This window comes from Microlunatus sp. M237 (assembly GCF_056896895.1).
The window spans coordinates 499,445-515,282 of record NZ_JBXHBL010000002.1; the positions used below are offsets into that span (position 1 = coordinate 499,445).

The 15,838-nt window shown below is 66.6% G+C and carries 15 protein-coding genes; 9 read left to right on the forward strand and 6 right to left on the reverse strand.

Annotation, left to right across the window (positions count from 1 at the left end; genetic code table 11):
* Positions 1-119 precede the first annotated feature (119 nt).
* Both AC1XX3_RS08580 and AC1XX3_RS08585 read left to right on the forward strand, forming a co-directional pair.
* Positions 120-1,817, forward strand: coding sequence for an ABC transporter family substrate-binding protein (locus AC1XX3_RS08580; RefSeq protein WP_483320668.1), 1,698 nt, complete (start codon positions 120-122; stop codon positions 1,815-1,817).
* A gap of 137 nt (positions 1,818-1,954) precedes the next feature.
* Positions 1,955-2,488: an ArsR/SmtB family transcription factor gene (locus AC1XX3_RS08585; protein WP_483320669.1), complete on the forward strand. Its 534-nt coding sequence runs from the start codon at positions 1,955-1,957 to the stop codon at positions 2,486-2,488.
* A 3-nt stretch (positions 2,489-2,491) separates the two neighbouring features.
* On the opposite strand, the gene AC1XX3_RS08590 is transcribed toward AC1XX3_RS08585, so the two are convergent.
* From AC1XX3_RS08590 to AC1XX3_RS08605, 4 genes are all read right to left on the reverse strand, one after another.
* Positions 2,492-3,367: a TolB family protein gene (locus AC1XX3_RS08590; RefSeq protein ID WP_483320670.1), complete on the reverse strand. Its 876-nt coding sequence runs from the start codon at positions 3,365-3,367 to the stop codon at positions 2,492-2,494.
* Positions 3,368-3,404: 37 nt separating this feature from the next.
* Positions 3,405-3,881, reverse strand: a complete 477-nt coding sequence (locus AC1XX3_RS08595; RefSeq protein ID WP_483320671.1) for a CAP domain-containing protein — start codon at positions 3,879-3,881, stop codon at positions 3,405-3,407.
* A 197-nt stretch (positions 3,882-4,078) separates the two neighbouring features.
* On the reverse strand, positions 4,079-4,675 hold the full coding sequence (locus AC1XX3_RS08600) for a hypothetical protein (protein ID WP_483320672.1): 597 nt from the start codon (positions 4,673-4,675) through the stop codon (positions 4,079-4,081).
* 134 nt (positions 4,676-4,809) lie between these two features.
* Positions 4,810-6,138: a C1 family peptidase gene (locus AC1XX3_RS08605; RefSeq protein WP_483320673.1), complete on the reverse strand. Its 1,329-nt coding sequence runs from the start codon at positions 6,136-6,138 to the stop codon at positions 4,810-4,812.
* Positions 6,139-6,338: 200 nt separating this feature from the next.
* On the opposite strand from AC1XX3_RS08605, the gene AC1XX3_RS08610 reads away from it, so the two are divergent.
* Genes AC1XX3_RS08610 through AC1XX3_RS08630 form a run of 5 tightly spaced genes read left to right on the forward strand, consistent with a single transcriptional unit; the run spans position 6,339 to position 11,802 of the window.
* The gene (locus AC1XX3_RS08610; protein ID WP_483320674.1) at positions 6,339-7,955 is read left to right on the forward strand and encodes a peptide ABC transporter substrate-binding protein; all 1,617 of its coding nucleotides are present in this window, start codon (positions 6,339-6,341) and stop codon (positions 7,953-7,955) included.
* A complete protein-coding gene (locus tag AC1XX3_RS08615) occupies positions 7,955-8,878 on the forward strand; it encodes an ABC transporter permease (protein WP_483320675.1) in 924 nt (307 codons plus the stop codon). The genes AC1XX3_RS08610 and AC1XX3_RS08615 overlap by 1 nt, the downstream gene beginning before the upstream one ends.
* A complete protein-coding gene (locus AC1XX3_RS08620) occupies positions 8,875-9,771 on the forward strand; it encodes an ABC transporter permease (protein ID WP_483320676.1) in 897 nt (298 codons plus the stop codon). Before AC1XX3_RS08615 ends, AC1XX3_RS08620 begins: the two co-directional genes overlap by 4 nt.
* A complete protein-coding gene (locus AC1XX3_RS08625) occupies positions 9,768-10,808 on the forward strand; it encodes an ABC transporter ATP-binding protein (protein WP_483320677.1) in 1,041 nt (346 codons plus the stop codon). Before AC1XX3_RS08620 ends, AC1XX3_RS08625 begins: the two co-directional genes overlap by 4 nt.
* Positions 10,798-11,802, forward strand: coding sequence for an ABC transporter ATP-binding protein (locus tag AC1XX3_RS08630; RefSeq protein ID WP_483320678.1), 1,005 nt, complete (start codon positions 10,798-10,800; stop codon positions 11,800-11,802). Before AC1XX3_RS08625 ends, AC1XX3_RS08630 begins: the two co-directional genes overlap by 11 nt.
* An 18-nt stretch (positions 11,803-11,820) precedes the next feature.
* Here AC1XX3_RS08630 and AC1XX3_RS08635 read toward each other — a convergent pair whose 3' ends face one another.
* Positions 11,821-12,855, reverse strand: coding sequence for a LacI family DNA-binding transcriptional regulator (locus AC1XX3_RS08635; RefSeq protein ID WP_483320679.1), 1,035 nt, complete (start codon positions 12,853-12,855; stop codon positions 11,821-11,823).
* Positions 12,856-13,006: 151 nt separating this feature from the next.
* Positions 13,007-14,197, reverse strand: a complete 1,191-nt coding sequence (locus tag AC1XX3_RS08640) for an MFS transporter (RefSeq protein ID WP_483320680.1) — start codon at positions 14,195-14,197, stop codon at positions 13,007-13,009.
* Between the two features lie 80 nt (positions 14,198-14,277).
* On the opposite strand from AC1XX3_RS08640, the gene AC1XX3_RS08645 reads away from it, so the two are divergent.
* Positions 14,278-14,637, forward strand: a complete 360-nt coding sequence (locus tag AC1XX3_RS08645) for a MerR family transcriptional regulator (protein ID WP_483320681.1) — start codon at positions 14,278-14,280, stop codon at positions 14,635-14,637.
* 317 nt (positions 14,638-14,954) lie between these two features.
* Positions 14,955-15,272, forward strand: a complete 318-nt coding sequence (locus tag AC1XX3_RS08650) for a YkvA family protein (protein WP_483320682.1) — start codon at positions 14,955-14,957, stop codon at positions 15,270-15,272.
* Positions 15,273-15,838: the final 566 nt, after the last annotated feature.

Here is a 15,838-nt window from a genome sequence, read left to right on the forward strand (position 1 = left end):
CTTGCTGATTTGTTAGCAGGATGTGACCTAATGAGTTCCGCGGTTCGTTCATCGGGCCGTAAGGTTTTGACCAATGTCGGTGACCCACAGGTCACCCGAAACATTCATCTGGAGGGAAAGTGAAGGCTCGCAAGTATCTGGCCGTCCCGATCCTCGCCGTTGCACTGGCCATGAGCGCGTGCAACACCGGCGAAGGATCTGACAGCGGCGGCGGTACCGATACCCCGACGCAGGCAGCCATCAGTGCCCAGGACATCAACCCACAAGACCGTGGTTCCCTGAAGCAGGGAGGTGTTCTCCGCCAGTCGGTGAGCGACTTCGGCAACAACTGGAACCCGTTGAACGTCAACGGCAACAACGCCGACCTGACCTCCGTGCGCAACCCCATGTCGGTCACCATGTTCGACTACAGCGCCGAGGGCGTGCCGACTCCCAACACCAACTTCTTGGAGAGCATCACCGACAACGGCGCCACGCCGCTGGTCGTCACGATGAAGCTCAACCCGAAGGCCGTCTGGGGCGATGGTTCGCCGGTTGACGTCGACGACTGGACCGCCAGCTGGAAGGCCTGCAACGGCGCCGACAAGAAGTTCGAGTGCGCCAGCACCCAGGGCTGGGACTCGATCACCGACATCAAGGCCGGCGCTGACAAGTTCGAGGTTGTGGTGACCTTCAAGGGCGCCTACCCGGACTACACCCAGGTGCTGTCCAGCACGCTCAAGGCGGAGAGCGTCGCCGATCCTGACACCTTCAACAAGGGCTGGACCGACCTGAAGAACGACTGGTTCACCGGTCCGTTCAAGCTGGCCGACAATGGCTACGACAAGACCCAGAAGACCGTCACCTTGGTGCCGAACGACAAGTGGTGGGGCGAGAAGCCGCTGCTGGACCAGATGGTGTACCGCGCCATCGATGTCAGCGCCACCGCTCAGGCGTACGTCAACGGTGAGCTCGACACGTTCGACATCGGTCCGGACCCCGACGCGTACGCGAAGGCCCAGACCGTCACCGACGGCTCGATCCGTAAGGCCGCCGGCCCGAACTTCCGTCACTTCACCTTCAACACGAAGGCCGGTGTCCTGCAGGACAAGGCAGTTCGCCAGGCCATCGTGATGGGCCTGGACCGTGCCGCCATCGGCGAGTCCGACCTGGCCGGCCTGGAATGGCCCGCCCAGCCGCTCAACAACAACGTCTTCGTGAGCACCCAGAAGGGCTACGAGGACATGGCGACGCTGACCGGCATCACCTATGACGTCGAGAAGGCGAAGACCACGCTCGACGAGGCCGGCTGGGTCGTCGGTGCCGACGGCACCCGCGAGAAGGACGGCAAGAAGCTGACCGTCAAGTTCGCCCAGCTGTCCGGCGTTCCGGTCTCGGAGAACGAGGCCCTGCAGGCTCAGAAGCAGCTCAGCGAGATCGGCGTCAAGCTCGACATCGTCTCGGTGCCGATCGCCAAGTTCCAGGATGGGACGCTGCTGACCAACCACGAGTTCGAGATCGTCGCCTTCTCCTGGATCGGCACGCCGTACCCGTACGCGGGTATCAAGCAGATCTATGGCACCGATGCCGAGTCGAACTTCTCGCAGGCTTCCCTGCCCGAGGTTGACAAGCTGGTCGAGCAGATCGACGTGGAGAACGACCCGACCAAGCGTGCTGAGCTGGCCAACCAGGCCAACAAGCTGATCTGGGAAGAGGTCATGACGCTCCCGCTGTACCAGCGTCCCGAGCTGATCGCCGCCAAGGCCTCGCTGGCCAACTTCGGCGCCGTCGGCCTGAGCTCGCTGCGCTACGAGAACGTCGGCTACATGAACTCCTGACCGTCGCCGCCGTCCATCGGACGGCCCGGCAGCAGAAGCGAACGTAACCACGAGGGACCGGTGATCATCACCGGTCCCTCGTGCGTTCGAGGGCGGTATTCCGTAATGTTGGACTCACCCCCGACGAGAGCAGACCATTGGCCGACCACGACGACGAGGCGTTCACCGCCCTGGAGCGCCGGATCGAACGGCTCGAGCAGCAGCTCGACGCAACAACCTCCGCCCCGGCAGCCCGGCCGCCAGATCCCAGCCCGGTGATAGGCGATTCCGCCGACGTCTTCTGGGCTCTGCAGGGCCTGCGGGAGCGGGTCCCCTCCCCCGCGGTGCTCTACACCGGCGTAGTGGAGCTGCCCGGTTCCGGACCGGTGGCCTGGCAGATGGCGCACGACGCGGCCGAGCTGCTCGACCGGGACTGGACCGAGGCGGCGACCAGCCTTGGGGCGCTCGGACATCCGGCGCGACTGAGGATCCTGCAGCTGATCGCCCGCGGCGAGGCGAAGACGGCCGCGGAGCTGGCCGGAGCCGAGGACCTGGGCAGCACCGGACAGATCTACCACCACCTCAAGCAGCTGGTGGCCGGCGGATGGCTGCGCAGCACGACCCGGGGCCGGCACGAGATCCCGGGCGAGCGGATCGTCCCGCTGCTGGTCATCCTCGGCGCCAGCAGCTGAGCGTCACCGCGGATAGGCGACGTAGGCGAACCGGTCCGAGTCCGGCGCCCAGCTGTTCACGTTGACAGTGCCCTGGCCACCCTGCAGGTGGACCAGGTCGCGGGAGCTGCCGGCGTCCACGTCGAGCAGCCTAAGGATGATGTCCCGGTCCGCCGGGTGACCCTGCGTCCCGGGCGGGAAGCTGACGTAGAGCACGAGCCGCCCATCCGGGGACACGTGCGGGAACCAGTTGACCCGTTCGTCGAAGGTCACCTGCAGCTGGTCGGTGCCGTCGGTCCGCATCCGGAACAGCTGTGCATGACCGGCCGGCCCACCACCCTGCTCGGAGTTGAACCAGATCCATTCGCCGTCCGGGCTGTACTCCGGGCCGTCGGCAGGGAAGACGGTGTCGGTCAGCGGAGTGTCGGGTCCGCCGGCGGCGGGGATCGTGAACAGGTTGCGGTACGCGCCCGGAACGCCCTGGTGCGGCTCGACCCCCACATAGGCGAGCATCGTGGCGTCCGGCGAGATGCCGTGCAGGTAATGGCGAAAGTCGGGCCCGTGGTCGTTGGTGATCCGGCGCGGTGCGCCGCGCTCTCCCTCGATGTCGACGGCGTAGAGATGTCCGTCGTTGGACGAGACGAACACGGTCCGACCGTCGGGGCTGATCACGTGATCGTTGTTGAGGTCGGCCAGGTCGCCGGTGGGCACCGGCTCCAGCTCGCCACCGGTGGGCGGGATCCGATACAACCGCCCGCCCGCGTTGATCACCAGCCAGCGGCCGTCGGGCGTCCAGTTGGGCGCCTCGATCCAGTACTCGGTGCTCTCCCAGACCAGCTCGGACGAGCCGGTCGAGACGGTGTGGATCCAGAGCTGCGCGGCGCGAGCGGCATCGGTCATGGCCGACACGATAGCCCGCAGCCTCGACCTGTCAGCGTCAGCGGGCGCGACCCAACACCTGGGCGACGTACCAACGGCCCTTGGCGTCCTGGTAGGCGCCCACGCCGATCAGGCGGTAGCGCGAGTTGAGCAGGTTCTTGCGGTGTCCCGAGGACTTCATCCACGCCGTGGTGACCGACCTGCCACCGGGATAGCCGTAGGCGACATTCTCCCCGACCGCACTCAGCTTGCACTTCGACAGGATCGGCGACAGGTCCTGGTGATAGATCCGCTTCTGAGTGGCCATCGCCTTGGCCTGCCGCTCGGCATAGCCGTCCAAGCAGCTGGAGGCCTTGACCTTGGCCAGGTCGCGCTTGGTGCGCTCGGTGTTCGTGGCGCGGATGACATCCTTCTCGTACGTGCCGCTGCTGACCGCCGCGGCTGGTGCCGCGAGCGGTCCGACGAGGAATCCGAGGGTGAGCAGCGTCAGCCCGACCAGAAATCGGGCAGCGAGGGAGGACCGGGAGGGGGACACATGCGCTCCTGGACGTCAACGAAAAGCTTGGTTCCCCCGAGTGGCCCAACCGACAGCAACCCCAGCGTGCAGGACTGCACAGTGATCCCCCGCCGTCATCTGTGGGCCGATGCGCAGGTGGCAGGACCGATGCCGGTGTGACTGGAAAATGCTACCCCGCGCTCAGCCCGGCCGTACAGGCTTTCGGCAGCGCAACCTCAGCGGAGGCCGACGGTGACGGTGTCGGTGGCCGTGTGCTTGGAGTAGTCACCAGAGATGGCCGCCTGGATCAGCAGCTCATAGCTGAGATCGATCGTCACCTCGGTCGCGCCGCTGCCCAACGGAGGGACCGTCAGCACGTGCTCATAGGTGTACGGGTCCGTCACGATGAAACCGGGGACGATGGTCGCGGTGTCTTCGATCGGGTTGCGGACCTCGATCGACTCGTAGTCGTCGGTCACCGACACGACCGCAGTCATCCGGGTCAGATAGACGCTCTTCTGCGGGTCCGAGCTCACCACCGACGTCATCGCGATCTTCACCGGGATCGGCCGGGTCGACGTCCACTCGGCGACGGGCCGCACGGCCGCGTACTCCACCTTGACCGTGATCGGGCCCGACTCGAACCTGCGTTTGCGGTTCTCCTGTGACAGTCCGTTCACCGCCTTCGGCTTCGGCGTCGGAGTCGGCTCCGCATACAGCGCGCCGCCGGACCGGGTGCTGGGTGGACTGGCCGGATCTGACGACGGAGTGCAGCCGACGACCAGCAGCACCACCACCAGTCCGCAGATCGTCCTGCGCGCGCCAACCGCCATCTTGCCTGCCCCCCGACATCCGGCTCTGGAACGAATGTAGCCCCTTTCGCCGATGCTGGGGGCGCCTGTTCGGAACCGCCCGGCTAAGCACCAGCACCCGCCCGACCTGAGGCAGGCGAGTGCCGGTGCCTACGTCAGCGCCCGGCCAGCGCACCCATCGGGTCCCAGGCGGGCAGCACCGTGGGCTCGTTGTCCAACGCGTCGCGCAGCTCCTGCGGCAACAGTGACTTCGGGGCGGCGATCTCGAACACGTGCTCACCGAACCAGGAATCGTTCATCGTGTAGAACCCACTGTCACCGGTCTTGTCGCCCCACGAGTTCTCCACCCGCCACTTGGTGGCAACGCCGTCGACGACGTCCACACCGGTGAACAGCATCGCGTGGGTCATCAGGGTCTCGTGGTATTCGAGCCGGTCCGCCTTGGTCAGCGAGAACGTGGTGTCGTAGATCGGCTCGAGGTCGAACAGGTCGGCATCCCAGATCCCCAGGTTGCGGTCCATCTGCTGACCGACGTCACAGCCGAACCAGACGGGGGTCCCGCTGGTGATCTGCTCGGCGGTGATCGACTTGATCGTCTCGATCTCGACGTTGAGGTAGACCACCGGGGGCGCGTCCACGACGTTGCCCAGCATGTCGACGGTGTACGTCGTGCCGAACGGCGACGACGGGCGCGGGTCGTGCACCAGGCAGACGTAGTCCTCCAGGTCGATATCGACGTAGCGGTCGCGGAACTCGGCCGGGGTCAGCTCGCCGTCGCGGTGGAAGTTCTTGTCCTGGTCGGTCCACTGCCAGGTGAAGCGCTCCGGCGGCGTACCGAGGTGGAGACACAGCGCACGCCAGACCGTGCTCAGCGCACGAGCAGCGATCTCGTCCCGCGCGGCCTCGTCGGGGGCGCGACGCAGGTCACGGGCCGCAGTGTGCAAGATCAGCCGCAGCGAGGAGTTCATCTCCGAGGTGGCCGAGGAACCGACCGTCTCCGGCATCGCCGACTTGGGCACCAGACCATGCTTCTGGACGATCGCGACGAACATGTTCCACTGACCACCGTCGCCCATGCACTCCTTGAGCAGGGTCGCGACAGTACGGTCGTCGGTCTCCCGGTCGAGCGTGTCCAGCACCGCCTGGATGAAGTAGTTGGCGCGTTCCATCTTGTCGAAGAACATGATGTGGTTCTGGCTGAACTCGAAGTCCTTGACGTTCAAGCTCTTCGCCGTGCCGACCCGCAGCAGGTTCAGCCCGGCGAACAACCAGCACCGGCCGCTCTTCTGCTGGTTGGTGGCCTTCCAGTCGTCCAGCACATTCGACATCGACGTGTCGGTGCGGAAGACGATGTCGCGGTCCAGCGCCACAGTCCTGAGCTCGGCCCCGGTCAGGGCGTTCTGCAAGACCTTGGCGGTGGGATCGGTGGCGAACTCCTTGCGCAGCCGATCGATATCGGATGCGGTCAAGGGTGTTGCGGGCATGCGATTGCTCCTCAGGATGGGGGGTACCCGCGGCAGCCTACGCCGTGCCGCGCCCGCATGGTGGAAGTGGATGTTCCATTCTTGTTAATCGTTTTGCTAGAGTCCGATCCTGAGTTGACAGGGGCCTCGGCACTCCGCGAACCTCCATTGACTTTCCCTCCCCTTGCCGGCCGTTCCGGGCCCTAATCACTGAGGTAGACATGCGTAACCTGCGAAATTTGATCATCGGCTTTTTAGCCATCTTCGGCCTCGTCCTCACCGGATGCGGCTCCTCGGGAGATGGCGCCAGCACCAGCGACAAGTCGCTCACCATAGCGTTGGCCGCTGAGGAGCTGCCCTACATCAACCCCCTCAACGAGAACGGCTCGCCGGGCATCCAGGTCGCCATGGCTCTCTACTCGCCACTGGTGCGGACCAACCCCGACACCGGCAAGCTCGAGAACGTGGTCGCCGAGTCGGTGACGCCCGACGAGACCAGCCAGAATTGGACCATCAAGCTGAAGTCGGGGCTCACCTTCGACAACGGCCAGGCGCTGACCGCCAAGGACTACGTGGACAGCTGGAACATGGCCGCACAGGCCAGCCGCGCCTGGGCCAACAACGGCTCGTTCGCCCGCATCAAGGGCTACGACGAGATGAACCCGGCGCTGGAAGAGGGCCAGGAATACCCCAAGGACCTGCCGACCGAGCTGTCCGGTCTCAAGGTGGTCGACGACCTCACCTTCACCATCGGCCTGAAGTACCCGTTCTCGCCTTTTGCCATGACCCTGCAGTACCTCGGCACCGCCCCGCTGGCCGAGGAGGTCCGCAAGGATCCTGAGGCCTACACCCGGTCCCCGATCGGCATGGGTGCCTACAAGCTCGACGGCGAGAAGTGGGAGGTCGGCACCGACCTCAAGCTGGTCAAGAGCGACACCTACAAGGGTCCCTTCGCGCCGGAGGCCGAAGCGATCACCTTCCGCTTCATCGCCAACGCCGAGACCGCCTACAACGACTTCCTGGCCGGCAATCTCGACTACGTCTCCGTCCCCGCGTCCAAGAAGAAGACGTTCAAGGACGACGCCCCTGACCAGTGGGTCGTCTCCGAGACGGCGGGCAACATCTCCTACGCGGTCTTCCCGGATTGGGAGGACCAGTTCAAGGACGTCCGGATCCGGAAGGCCATCTCGATGGCCATCAACCGCGATGACTACGCCAACCTGGTCGGTCTGGCCAAGCCCACCCAGGGCTACGTGGCCCTCAGCATCGACGGCGCCCGTGAGGGCTCGTGTGGCCAGGCCTGCACCTTCGACCCCGCTGCCGCCAAGCAGCTGCTGGCCGAGGCCGGCGGCTTCAAGGGCAAGCTGAAGATGTACTACAGCACCACCTCGGCCAACGGTCAGGTCAACGCCGAAGCGATCGGCAACATGCTGCGGCAGAACCTCGGCATCGAGATCGAGTACGTCGGCAAGGTCTCGTCCGAGATCACCGCCCTCGCCGAAGACCACAAGCTCGACGGCATGCGCTTCTCCGGCTGGGGTCACGACTACCCGTCGATCGAGAACTACCTGACGCCGGTGCTCGCCTGTGGTGTTGACGCCAACTTCGCCGGCTGGTGCAACAAGAAGTTCGACGCCCTGCTGGAGAAGGCCAACTCCGAGCCCGACACCGACGCCGCGATCAAGCTCTACCAGCAGGCCGAGGACCTGGCCCTGGCTGAGCTGCCGCTGGTGCCGCTGTACAGCGCGCAGGACGCCTTCCTGCACTCGGCGAAGATCAAGCCGCAGAGCTCGAAGTTCACCGGCGTCTCGGCGCTGTACTCGACCTTCACCGGCTGATGACCGGGTTTCTCCTTCGGCGGATCGCCTCGGCGATCCCGATCGGGGTCATCGTGACCTTCGCGGTGTTCTCCCTGGTGTTCTTGATGCCGGGAGACCCCTTGGTCGAGCTGTCGGGGGCGAAACCTCTGCCGGCAGCGGTACTGGCGGCCAAGCGCGCCCAGTTCCACCTGGACGAGCCGTTCGTCGTCCAGTACCTGCTGATGATGAAGGACATCTTCACCGGCCACCTGGGGACCACCTTCCAGGGCCAAGACATCGCCGCCCAGCTCGCTCTGCGAGTCCCGGTGACGCTGCAGCTGGCCCTGCTGGCGAACGCCTTCCAGTGGGTCTTCGGCCTCATCTTCGGCATCTACGCCGGCTTCAAGCGGCAGGGCCCGGTCGACCGGGCCCTGCTGCTGGTCACCTTGGTCTTGCTGGCCATCCCGCCGCTGGTCTCCACCTTCGCCGCGCAGTTCTTCTTCGGCGTGGAGCTCAAGTGGTTCCCGGTGTCCGGCGTGCTGACCGGCTTCCCGCACTCGTACGTGCTGCCGGCCGCGGTGATCGGTCTGCTCGGCTTCGCCGGGCTGGCTCGGTTGCTGCGGACGTCGGTGGTCGAGACCGTCAACGCCGACTTCGTCAAGACCGCCCGGGCCAAGGGCGTCTCGGAGACGCGCGTCCTGTGGCGCCACATCCTGCCCAATGCTCTGCTGCCCATGGTGACCTTCATCGGCCTGGACCTGGCCGGGATGTTCGGCGGCGCGATCATCACCGAGAGCATCTTCAACCTGCCCGGTCTCGGTCAGTTCATGTTCCAGTCGATCCGCTTCAAGGAAGGGGGGGTGGTGGTGATTCTCTCGACGCTCGCCTTCGTGTCCTTCATCGTGATCAACCTCATCGTCGACGTCCTCTACGGCATTCTCGATCCCCGGGTGCGCACATGAGCGGCATCATCGTGGCCGCGCCGGAGCTGAGCGCTGAGCCGGCTGACGCCCCCGCCCCGAGTGCCCGCGCCCTCGGCGCCGTGCTGCTGCGCAAGCCCGGATTCGTGGTCTGCACGCTGCTGCTGCTGCTCTTCTTCTTGATGGCGGTCGTGCCGCAGCTGTTCACCTCCGTCGACCCACGGGTCTGCGACCTCGCCAAGAGTGCGGCGAAGGCGCAGGCCGGGCACCCCTTCGGTTTCGACATCCAAGGCTGTGACTATCTGAGCAACGTGATCCACGGCGCCCGTCCATCGGTGCTGGTGAGCGTGGTGGGCAGTCTGGGCAGCTTCGTGCTCGCCTCAACGCTCGGTCTGCTGGCCGGCTACTTCCCCGGTTTTGTCGATGCACTGATCTCGCGCACCGCGGACGTGCTGTTCGCGCTGCCCGGCATGGTCGCCCTGATCGTCATCCTGAACGCCGTTCCGGACCGCAACATCTGGTGGATCGCCGCCGTGCTGCTGCTGATCGGATGGCCGGGCGGGATGCGCCTGATGCGCTCCACCGTCTTCTCGGTCCGGAACAAGGAGTACGTCCAGGCGTCGCGCGCCATCGGCGTCGCGCCGCTACGGATCCTGATCCGGCACGTCTTCCCGAACTCGATGGGCCCGCTGCTCGCGATGACCACGATGGGAGTCGGTGGCATGGTCGGGATGGAGGCGGCGCTGACCTTCCTCGGCGTCGGCCTTCCCCCCGGAACCATCTCCTGGGGAAGCCAGTTCGGCGTCGCGGCCTCCTACCGCGACAGCCCCCACCTGTTCATCTGGCCGTCGCTGTTCATCTCGGTGATGACCATCTCGTTCATGATCGTCGGCGACTCGATCCGAGACGCCCTGGACCCGAAGTTGAGCTCATGAGTGCGACAGCACCAATCCTTGAGGTCAACGACCTCAGCGTCTGCTTCGACACCCCCCGGGGCGAGTTGCAGGCTGTCCGCAAGGTGTCCTGGGCCGTGTCGCCGGGGCAGACCCTGGCCATCTTGGGAGAGTCGGGTTCCGGCAAGAGCGTGTCCACCCAGGCGATCACCGGGATCTTGGACATGCCGCCCGGACGGATCACGTCGGGACAGGCCCTCTATCAGGGGACCGATCTGCTGGCACTGTCGATGCGCGAACGGCGCAAGATCGTCGGGGACCGGATCACCATGGTCTTCCAGGACTCCCTGTCCGCGCTCAATCCGGTTCAGTCCGTCGGGAACCAGATCGCGGAGAGCTATCGGGTGCACCGTCGGATGAAGAAGCGCGAGGCCAAGGAACGGGCCGTCGAGATGCTGCAGAAGGTGGGGATCCCTGCCCCCCAGCAGCGGGTCAACGACTATCCGCACCAGTTCTCCGGTGGCATGCGTCAACGGGTCATGCTGGCCATGGCCCTCGCGCTGGACCCCGACGTCCTGATCGCCGACGAACCGACCACTGCTCTAGACGTCACCGTGCAGGCGCAGATCCTGGAGCTGCTGGCCGATCTGCAGGCGGAGCGGACGATGGCGGTCGTCCTGATCACCCACGACCTGCGGGTCGTCGAGGACGTCGCCGACCACGTGGTGGTCATGTATGCCGGCCGGGTCGTCGAGCAGGGCACCAAGGACCAGGTGCTTTCCGACCCCGCCCACCCCTATACGGCCGGGCTGCTGCGCTCGACGCCCTCGGCGGAGCTGAAGGGCAAGGACCTGGCCACCATCCCCGGGGTGCCGCCTTCGTTGACCTCGATCCCCAGTGGCTGCCCGTTCCGTACCCGATGCCCACACGCTCGGCCCGAGTGTGCCGAGGACGTGCCGGTGCTGCTCGAGCTGGCCACCGCGGACGGCCTGCGGCCGTCCGGCCAGGCCGCAGCCTGCTGGCGGGTCGAGGACATCACGCACCACCAACTCGCCCCGGAGGCGTCCCGTGTCCACTGAACCGATCTACGAGCTCAAGGGCCTGACCAAGCACTACCCCGTTCGCAGCTCCCGCGGCTTCGGGCGCTCCGCCCCGGTCCGCGCCGTCGACGGTGTCGATCTCACCCTGGCCCGCGGCGAGTCGTTGGGGATCGTCGGCGAGTCGGGCTGTGGCAAGTCGTCGTTGCTGCGGTTGATGGCTGCGCTGGAGAAGCCGACCTCAGGTCAGGTGCTGTTCGAGCAGACCGACGTCAACCGGCTCTCGACCAGGGCGCAGCGCCGGTGGCGTCAGCGGGTCCAGGTCGTCTTCCAGGACCCGTACTCGAGCCTGGACCCGCGGATGCGGGTCCGCGAGATCCTGGCCGAACCGCTGGAGGTGCACCCCGAGGCGATGGGCCAGCGCAGCCAGGACGAGGTGATCGCCGAGCTGCTGGACCAGGTGGGACTGCGGGCCTCGGACGCCAACAAGTTCCCGCACCAGTTCTCCGGCGGCCAACGGCAGCGGATCGGCATCGCTCGGGCGATCTCGGTGCGCCCCGACGTGCTGCTCTGCGACGAGCCGGTCTCGGCCCTGGACCTGTCCATCCAGGCCCAGGTGATCAACCTGCTGATGGAGCTCAAACGCGAGCTCGGGCTCAGCATCGTCTTCGTCGCCCACGACCTCTCGGTGGTGCAGCACGTCGCCGACCGGGTCGCGGTGATGTATCTGGGGCGGCTCGCCGAGGTCGGCACCGACACCCAGGTGTACACGCGCCCCGCCCACCCGTACACCCAGGCCCTGCTGTCGGCCGAGCCCGGACGCTCCCGGTCGGGGCGTGAGCGCATCATCTTGGCCGGTGACCCCCCGTCCCCGGTGGCGCCGCCCAGCGGCTGCCGGTTCCACACCCGCTGCCTGTACGCCCAGGAGGTCTGCTCGACCGACGAGCCGCAGCTGCGCCAGGTGGGCAGCGAGCAGCGAGCGGCCTGTCACTTCGCCGAGCTGGTCATCGACGCCGCGGCGGTCCCCCGGGTCTGAGGTCGGAGTGAGCCCCGATCAGGAGCTCGGCGCGGTGGTGGCCCGCAGGTGCAGGTCCCAGTGGAAGTCGTGCCTGGTCGGGGTATGGCTCGGGTTGGTGGCCGCGGCCACGATCAGCTCAGCGAGCGGGGTGAAGAGGTCCTCGGGTCCGACCGAGCTCAACGCCGGCCGCATGCTCCCTCCCTGGGAGGTGTTTCCCACCCCGACGACGGCCACATCGTCGGGAACCGACATGCCGAGGCTGAGCGCCACCTGGACCACAGCCATCGCAGCGAAGTCGGAGGTGGCGAAGACCGCGGTCGGATGGTCGGGCCGATCCAGCAGCCGCAGCGCCCCGTCGTGAGCGCCGGCCACGTCCCGGACGTACCACTGCAGGTCAGCGTGCCGGTGTGGTTTCCCGGCCCGTGCCAGGGCCTCGACATAGGCCGTCTCGCGGTGCCAGCCCGGATCGTTGGGATCACTCCCGGTCAGGCAGCCGACCCGGTCGTAGTTGTCGACCAGGTATTGCAGCGCCAGCTCACAACCAGGCCGCTGCAGGGAGCGAATGACGTCGAACCCCTCCGGCTCGAGGTCGTCGGAGAACACGACGAGGTGAAGCCCGCGTTCGACCAGCCGTCGAAGCCGCGGCAGATCGGCCTGCTCGGCGTGGTCGATGAAGGCGGCGTCGTAGGGATGTCCATCCAGCACGTCCACCCATTTTCCGTCGGCCAGGACGAGCGGCTGCAGATCGCGCGCTGCGTCGGCGAGGGCGAGGTTGGTCGCCCTGCTGACCGACTGGGACCATGGGTCCGAAAGCTGCGTCAACGACAGCAGGACCAGCCCGGACCGCCCGGTACGGATGGCACGGGCAGCGAGGTTGGGCCGGTACCCCAGCTCGTCGGCGATCCGGTGGACCCGCTCGATGGTCGCGGTGGAGGCGGGCAACGGGACTCCGGCACGACCGGAGAGGATGAACGACACCGTGGCGACGGACACACCGGCCCGCTCGGCCACCATCTTCATCGTCGGACGACCGGGCGCGCGGTCCGAGTGCGACGGGGTTCGCGCGTCCACCCGCGGAGTCTATCGAGACCCCCACTCCCGCGTGGTCGGTTTGGCCGATGAAGATCAAGAAGTCCTGGCCTGGGCCAGCGGGGGCGGATCACGTCAGACGATGATCGACTCCGGCGCTGCCGAGTGTTCTCCTGCCGCTGAACCATGGAGCTCAGGGGAGCCGACGAGCGTTGACTGCGAGAACAAGGGTTCCGGCGGTGGCTGCGATCAGCGCGGCCAGGACCAGAGTGGTCTGTCCCAGGCCCAGGGCGACTCCACCGAGGGTGGCGCCGGTGGCGACGCCGAGGTTGAGGACGGTGACCACGATGCTGCCGGCCAGCGGCCGGAACGACGCGGTGGCCAGGCGCAGCACCCGTGCTTGCAGGATCGGGGGAAATACTCCGATCGCGAAGCCCCACACGATCACGCCGGTGATGAAGACGACTGGGTGAGCTTCACCGAGTCGCAGCAGTGTCAGACCGATGGCGACGAGTGCTGCTGCGGTGACGATCGCTGCGCGGGGAAAGCGGTCGGAGGCGAACCCGGAGATCACGACGCCCAGACCGCCGGTGATGCCGAGGACCAGCAGCACGATGGGGATAGTCCCCCGGCCGAGGCCGCCGAGGCCGGTGACCAGGGTGGTGACGTAGGTGAACGCGGCGAAGTGCCCGACCAGGACGAGACCGCTGGCGCCGGCGACCACCACGACATCACGGGCGCTGCGATCCCAGGCCCCCGGCGGCTCGTCCTGCGCCCCTGTGGTCTCGGTCTTCCGGGGCAGGACGAGCCGCAGCGCCAGCGCGGTCAGGCCAAGGATCACCGAGAGGCCCGCGAACACACTCCGCCAGCCGGTGTGCTCGGCGAGAAAGGCCGCAGTGGGCAGTCCGGCCAGACCAGCGAGGGTGGGCCCGGCCAGCACGATCGACAGCGCCCGGCCCAGCCGTGCCGGCTCGACGATCGAGGCGACATAGGACACGACCACCGCCCAGAACAGCCCATGCGCGGACGCGGCGAGGATGCGGCCGATCAGCGCCAGCGGGTAGTCCGGGGCGAGGGCGGTGAGCAGGTTCGCCGGGGCCGTCGCGGCCAGGCTGACGCTCAGCAGCACCGTGCGCGGCACCCGTAGCGTCAGCCGCACCAGCGGTATGCCGACCACCGCGATGGTGACCGCCCACGCGCTGACGAGCACCCCGATCGCGCTCTCGGACACGTTCAGGTCCCGGCTGATCGAGGGCAGCAGTCCGGCGGGGAGCATCTCGGCGGTCACGGTGCAGAACGTCGCGGTCGTGAGGACCGCGAGCGCGGGCCACACCCGTCGGGTCGGGGTGGTCATTGACGCGGCACGGTCGAGATTCTCCGTCACATCGCCACGGTAAACATTGACATCACTGTGAAGGTCAAGTCATCGTGGGGCCGAGAGCACTTCGGAGAGTCGAGGGACGGATGCGGATCGGAGAGGTCACCCGGCGGACCGGTGTCGCAGCCCGGATGCTGCGCTACTACGAGGAGCAGGAACTGCTCCACCCCGGACGCCACGCCAACGGCTACCGCGACTACACCGACACCGATGTGCAGCAGGTCCTCACCATCCGGGACCTCAGCAGCTCGGGCGTGCCGACCCGTTTCATCAAGATCGTCCTCGATCGTCAATCGGGAAAGGTCGGATGGACCGACGCCTGCGACGACATCCTCGCCGGCCTGCTCCGCGACCAGATCGCCGACCTCGACTCCAAGATCAGCTGCCTAGCCTCCAGCCGGGAAGCGCTCCAGCAGTTCCTCCACGCCACCCGCCCCGCCGCGTAGGCCGCTGCTCGCGGCCGGCCGCGCGGCTACGCCAGACCCACGCTCTTCACGGTGAGACGACCGATCCGAGTCCAGACACGAAAATGCCCCGCCATCAGACGGGGCAAGTTTGAGTTTCTCAATCTGCGTGGAGCTAAGGAGATTCGAACTCCTGACCTTCTCGATGCGAAGGTTAGGTAGGCGGTCCTCCCCATCGTGCACCCGGTGCCCTGCCTGAAGGTGTTGTATCTGGGTGCATGGTGTTTGAGGTGCGGGGCGCACATGGGCCGCACGATTGGGAGCGGTGAGCGACCGGCCCATGAGGCACAGTAGGGACCATGGACCTGTCCGAACTACTGACTCTGGTGCTCGTGCTGCTCGGTGCCCTGTCTCTACTAGGGGTGGCGGTCATTGGATTCGTCATGTGGCGCTATCGAGTTCCGCCGCGCGGCCTGATTGCGATGTTCGGCGCCCTGGTCTACTTGGCGAGCCCGGTCGACGTGTTGCCTGAGGTGATGCTTGGACCAATCGGCCTACTTGACGATGCGGGCGCAGTCACTGCGGCTGCCGTCTTCGTCTACAAGCTGGTAGCCGTCAAGCGGCGCCTTGAGGCGGCGGGCGTGAAAGGCCGGCGGAGGCCAGATCCACTTGGGTGACAGCGCTGGCGTGATCATCACTGCTGGTGGTACGAAGGTCATCGCGAACGGCTAACCAATAAACGATGAGTTATCGATGGTGCGCATGTGCCGCCGAAACTCTAGCTGACCAGCGCTGACGTCTCGTGGTGATTCGTCGCTGTACAGGTTGGCTCACTAACTGCTGCGGACAATCTGCGGACACTTTCGTTGTGGGCTGTGGCCCACGGCGTGTCTGCCTATTGACCTCTCCCGTGTCAGTGCCGCCCGCGCCGCTGGCCGCCGGCCCAGACAGGCCCAGTCAAGTCCGTGCGGGTCCTCCCGCTAATCCCGACGTCGACGGCGTTTGGCTGTCAATCTGCCCAGTCCCCGTCGGCCAGGACGAGCGGCTGCAGATCGCGTGCTGCGTCGGCGAGGGCGAGGTTGGTCGCACTGCTGATCGACTGGACCATGGGTCCGAAAGCTGCGTCAACGAGAGCAGCACCAGCCCGGACCGCCCGGTACGGATGGCACGGGCAGCGAGGTTGGGCCGGTACCCAGCTCGTCGGCGATCCGTGACTTGTCGATCATGCTCCGCGCTCGCTCCC

Bases quoted from the DNA above. Each gene is read 5' to 3' on its own strand.
- AC1XX3_RS08590 (WP_483320670.1), bottom strand. From the start codon at position 3,367: ATGACCGATGCCGCTCGCGCCGCGCAGCTCTGGATCCACACCGTCTCG.
- AC1XX3_RS08600 (WP_483320672.1), bottom strand. From the start codon at position 4,675: ATGGCGGTTGGCGCGCGCAGGACGATCTGCGGACTGGTGGTGGTGCTG.
- AC1XX3_RS08605 (WP_483320673.1), bottom strand. From the start codon at position 6,138: ATGCCCGCAACACCCTTGACCGCATCCGATATCGATCGGCTGCGCAAG.
- AC1XX3_RS08610 (WP_483320674.1), top strand. From the start codon at position 6,339: ATGCGTAACCTGCGAAATTTGATCATCGGCTTTTTAGCCATCTTCGGC.
- AC1XX3_RS08615 (WP_483320675.1), top strand. From the start codon at position 7,955: ATGACCGGGTTTCTCCTTCGGCGGATCGCCTCGGCGATCCCGATCGGG.
- AC1XX3_RS08620 (WP_483320676.1), top strand. From the start codon at position 8,875: ATGAGCGGCATCATCGTGGCCGCGCCGGAGCTGAGCGCTGAGCCGGCT.
- AC1XX3_RS08625 (WP_483320677.1), top strand. From the start codon at position 9,768: ATGAGTGCGACAGCACCAATCCTTGAGGTCAACGACCTCAGCGTCTGC.
- AC1XX3_RS08645 (WP_483320681.1), top strand. From the start codon at position 14,278: ATGCGGATCGGAGAGGTCACCCGGCGGACCGGTGTCGCAGCCCGGATG.
- AC1XX3_RS08650 (WP_483320682.1), top strand. From the start codon at position 14,955: ATGGACCTGTCCGAACTACTGACTCTGGTGCTCGTGCTGCTCGGTGCC.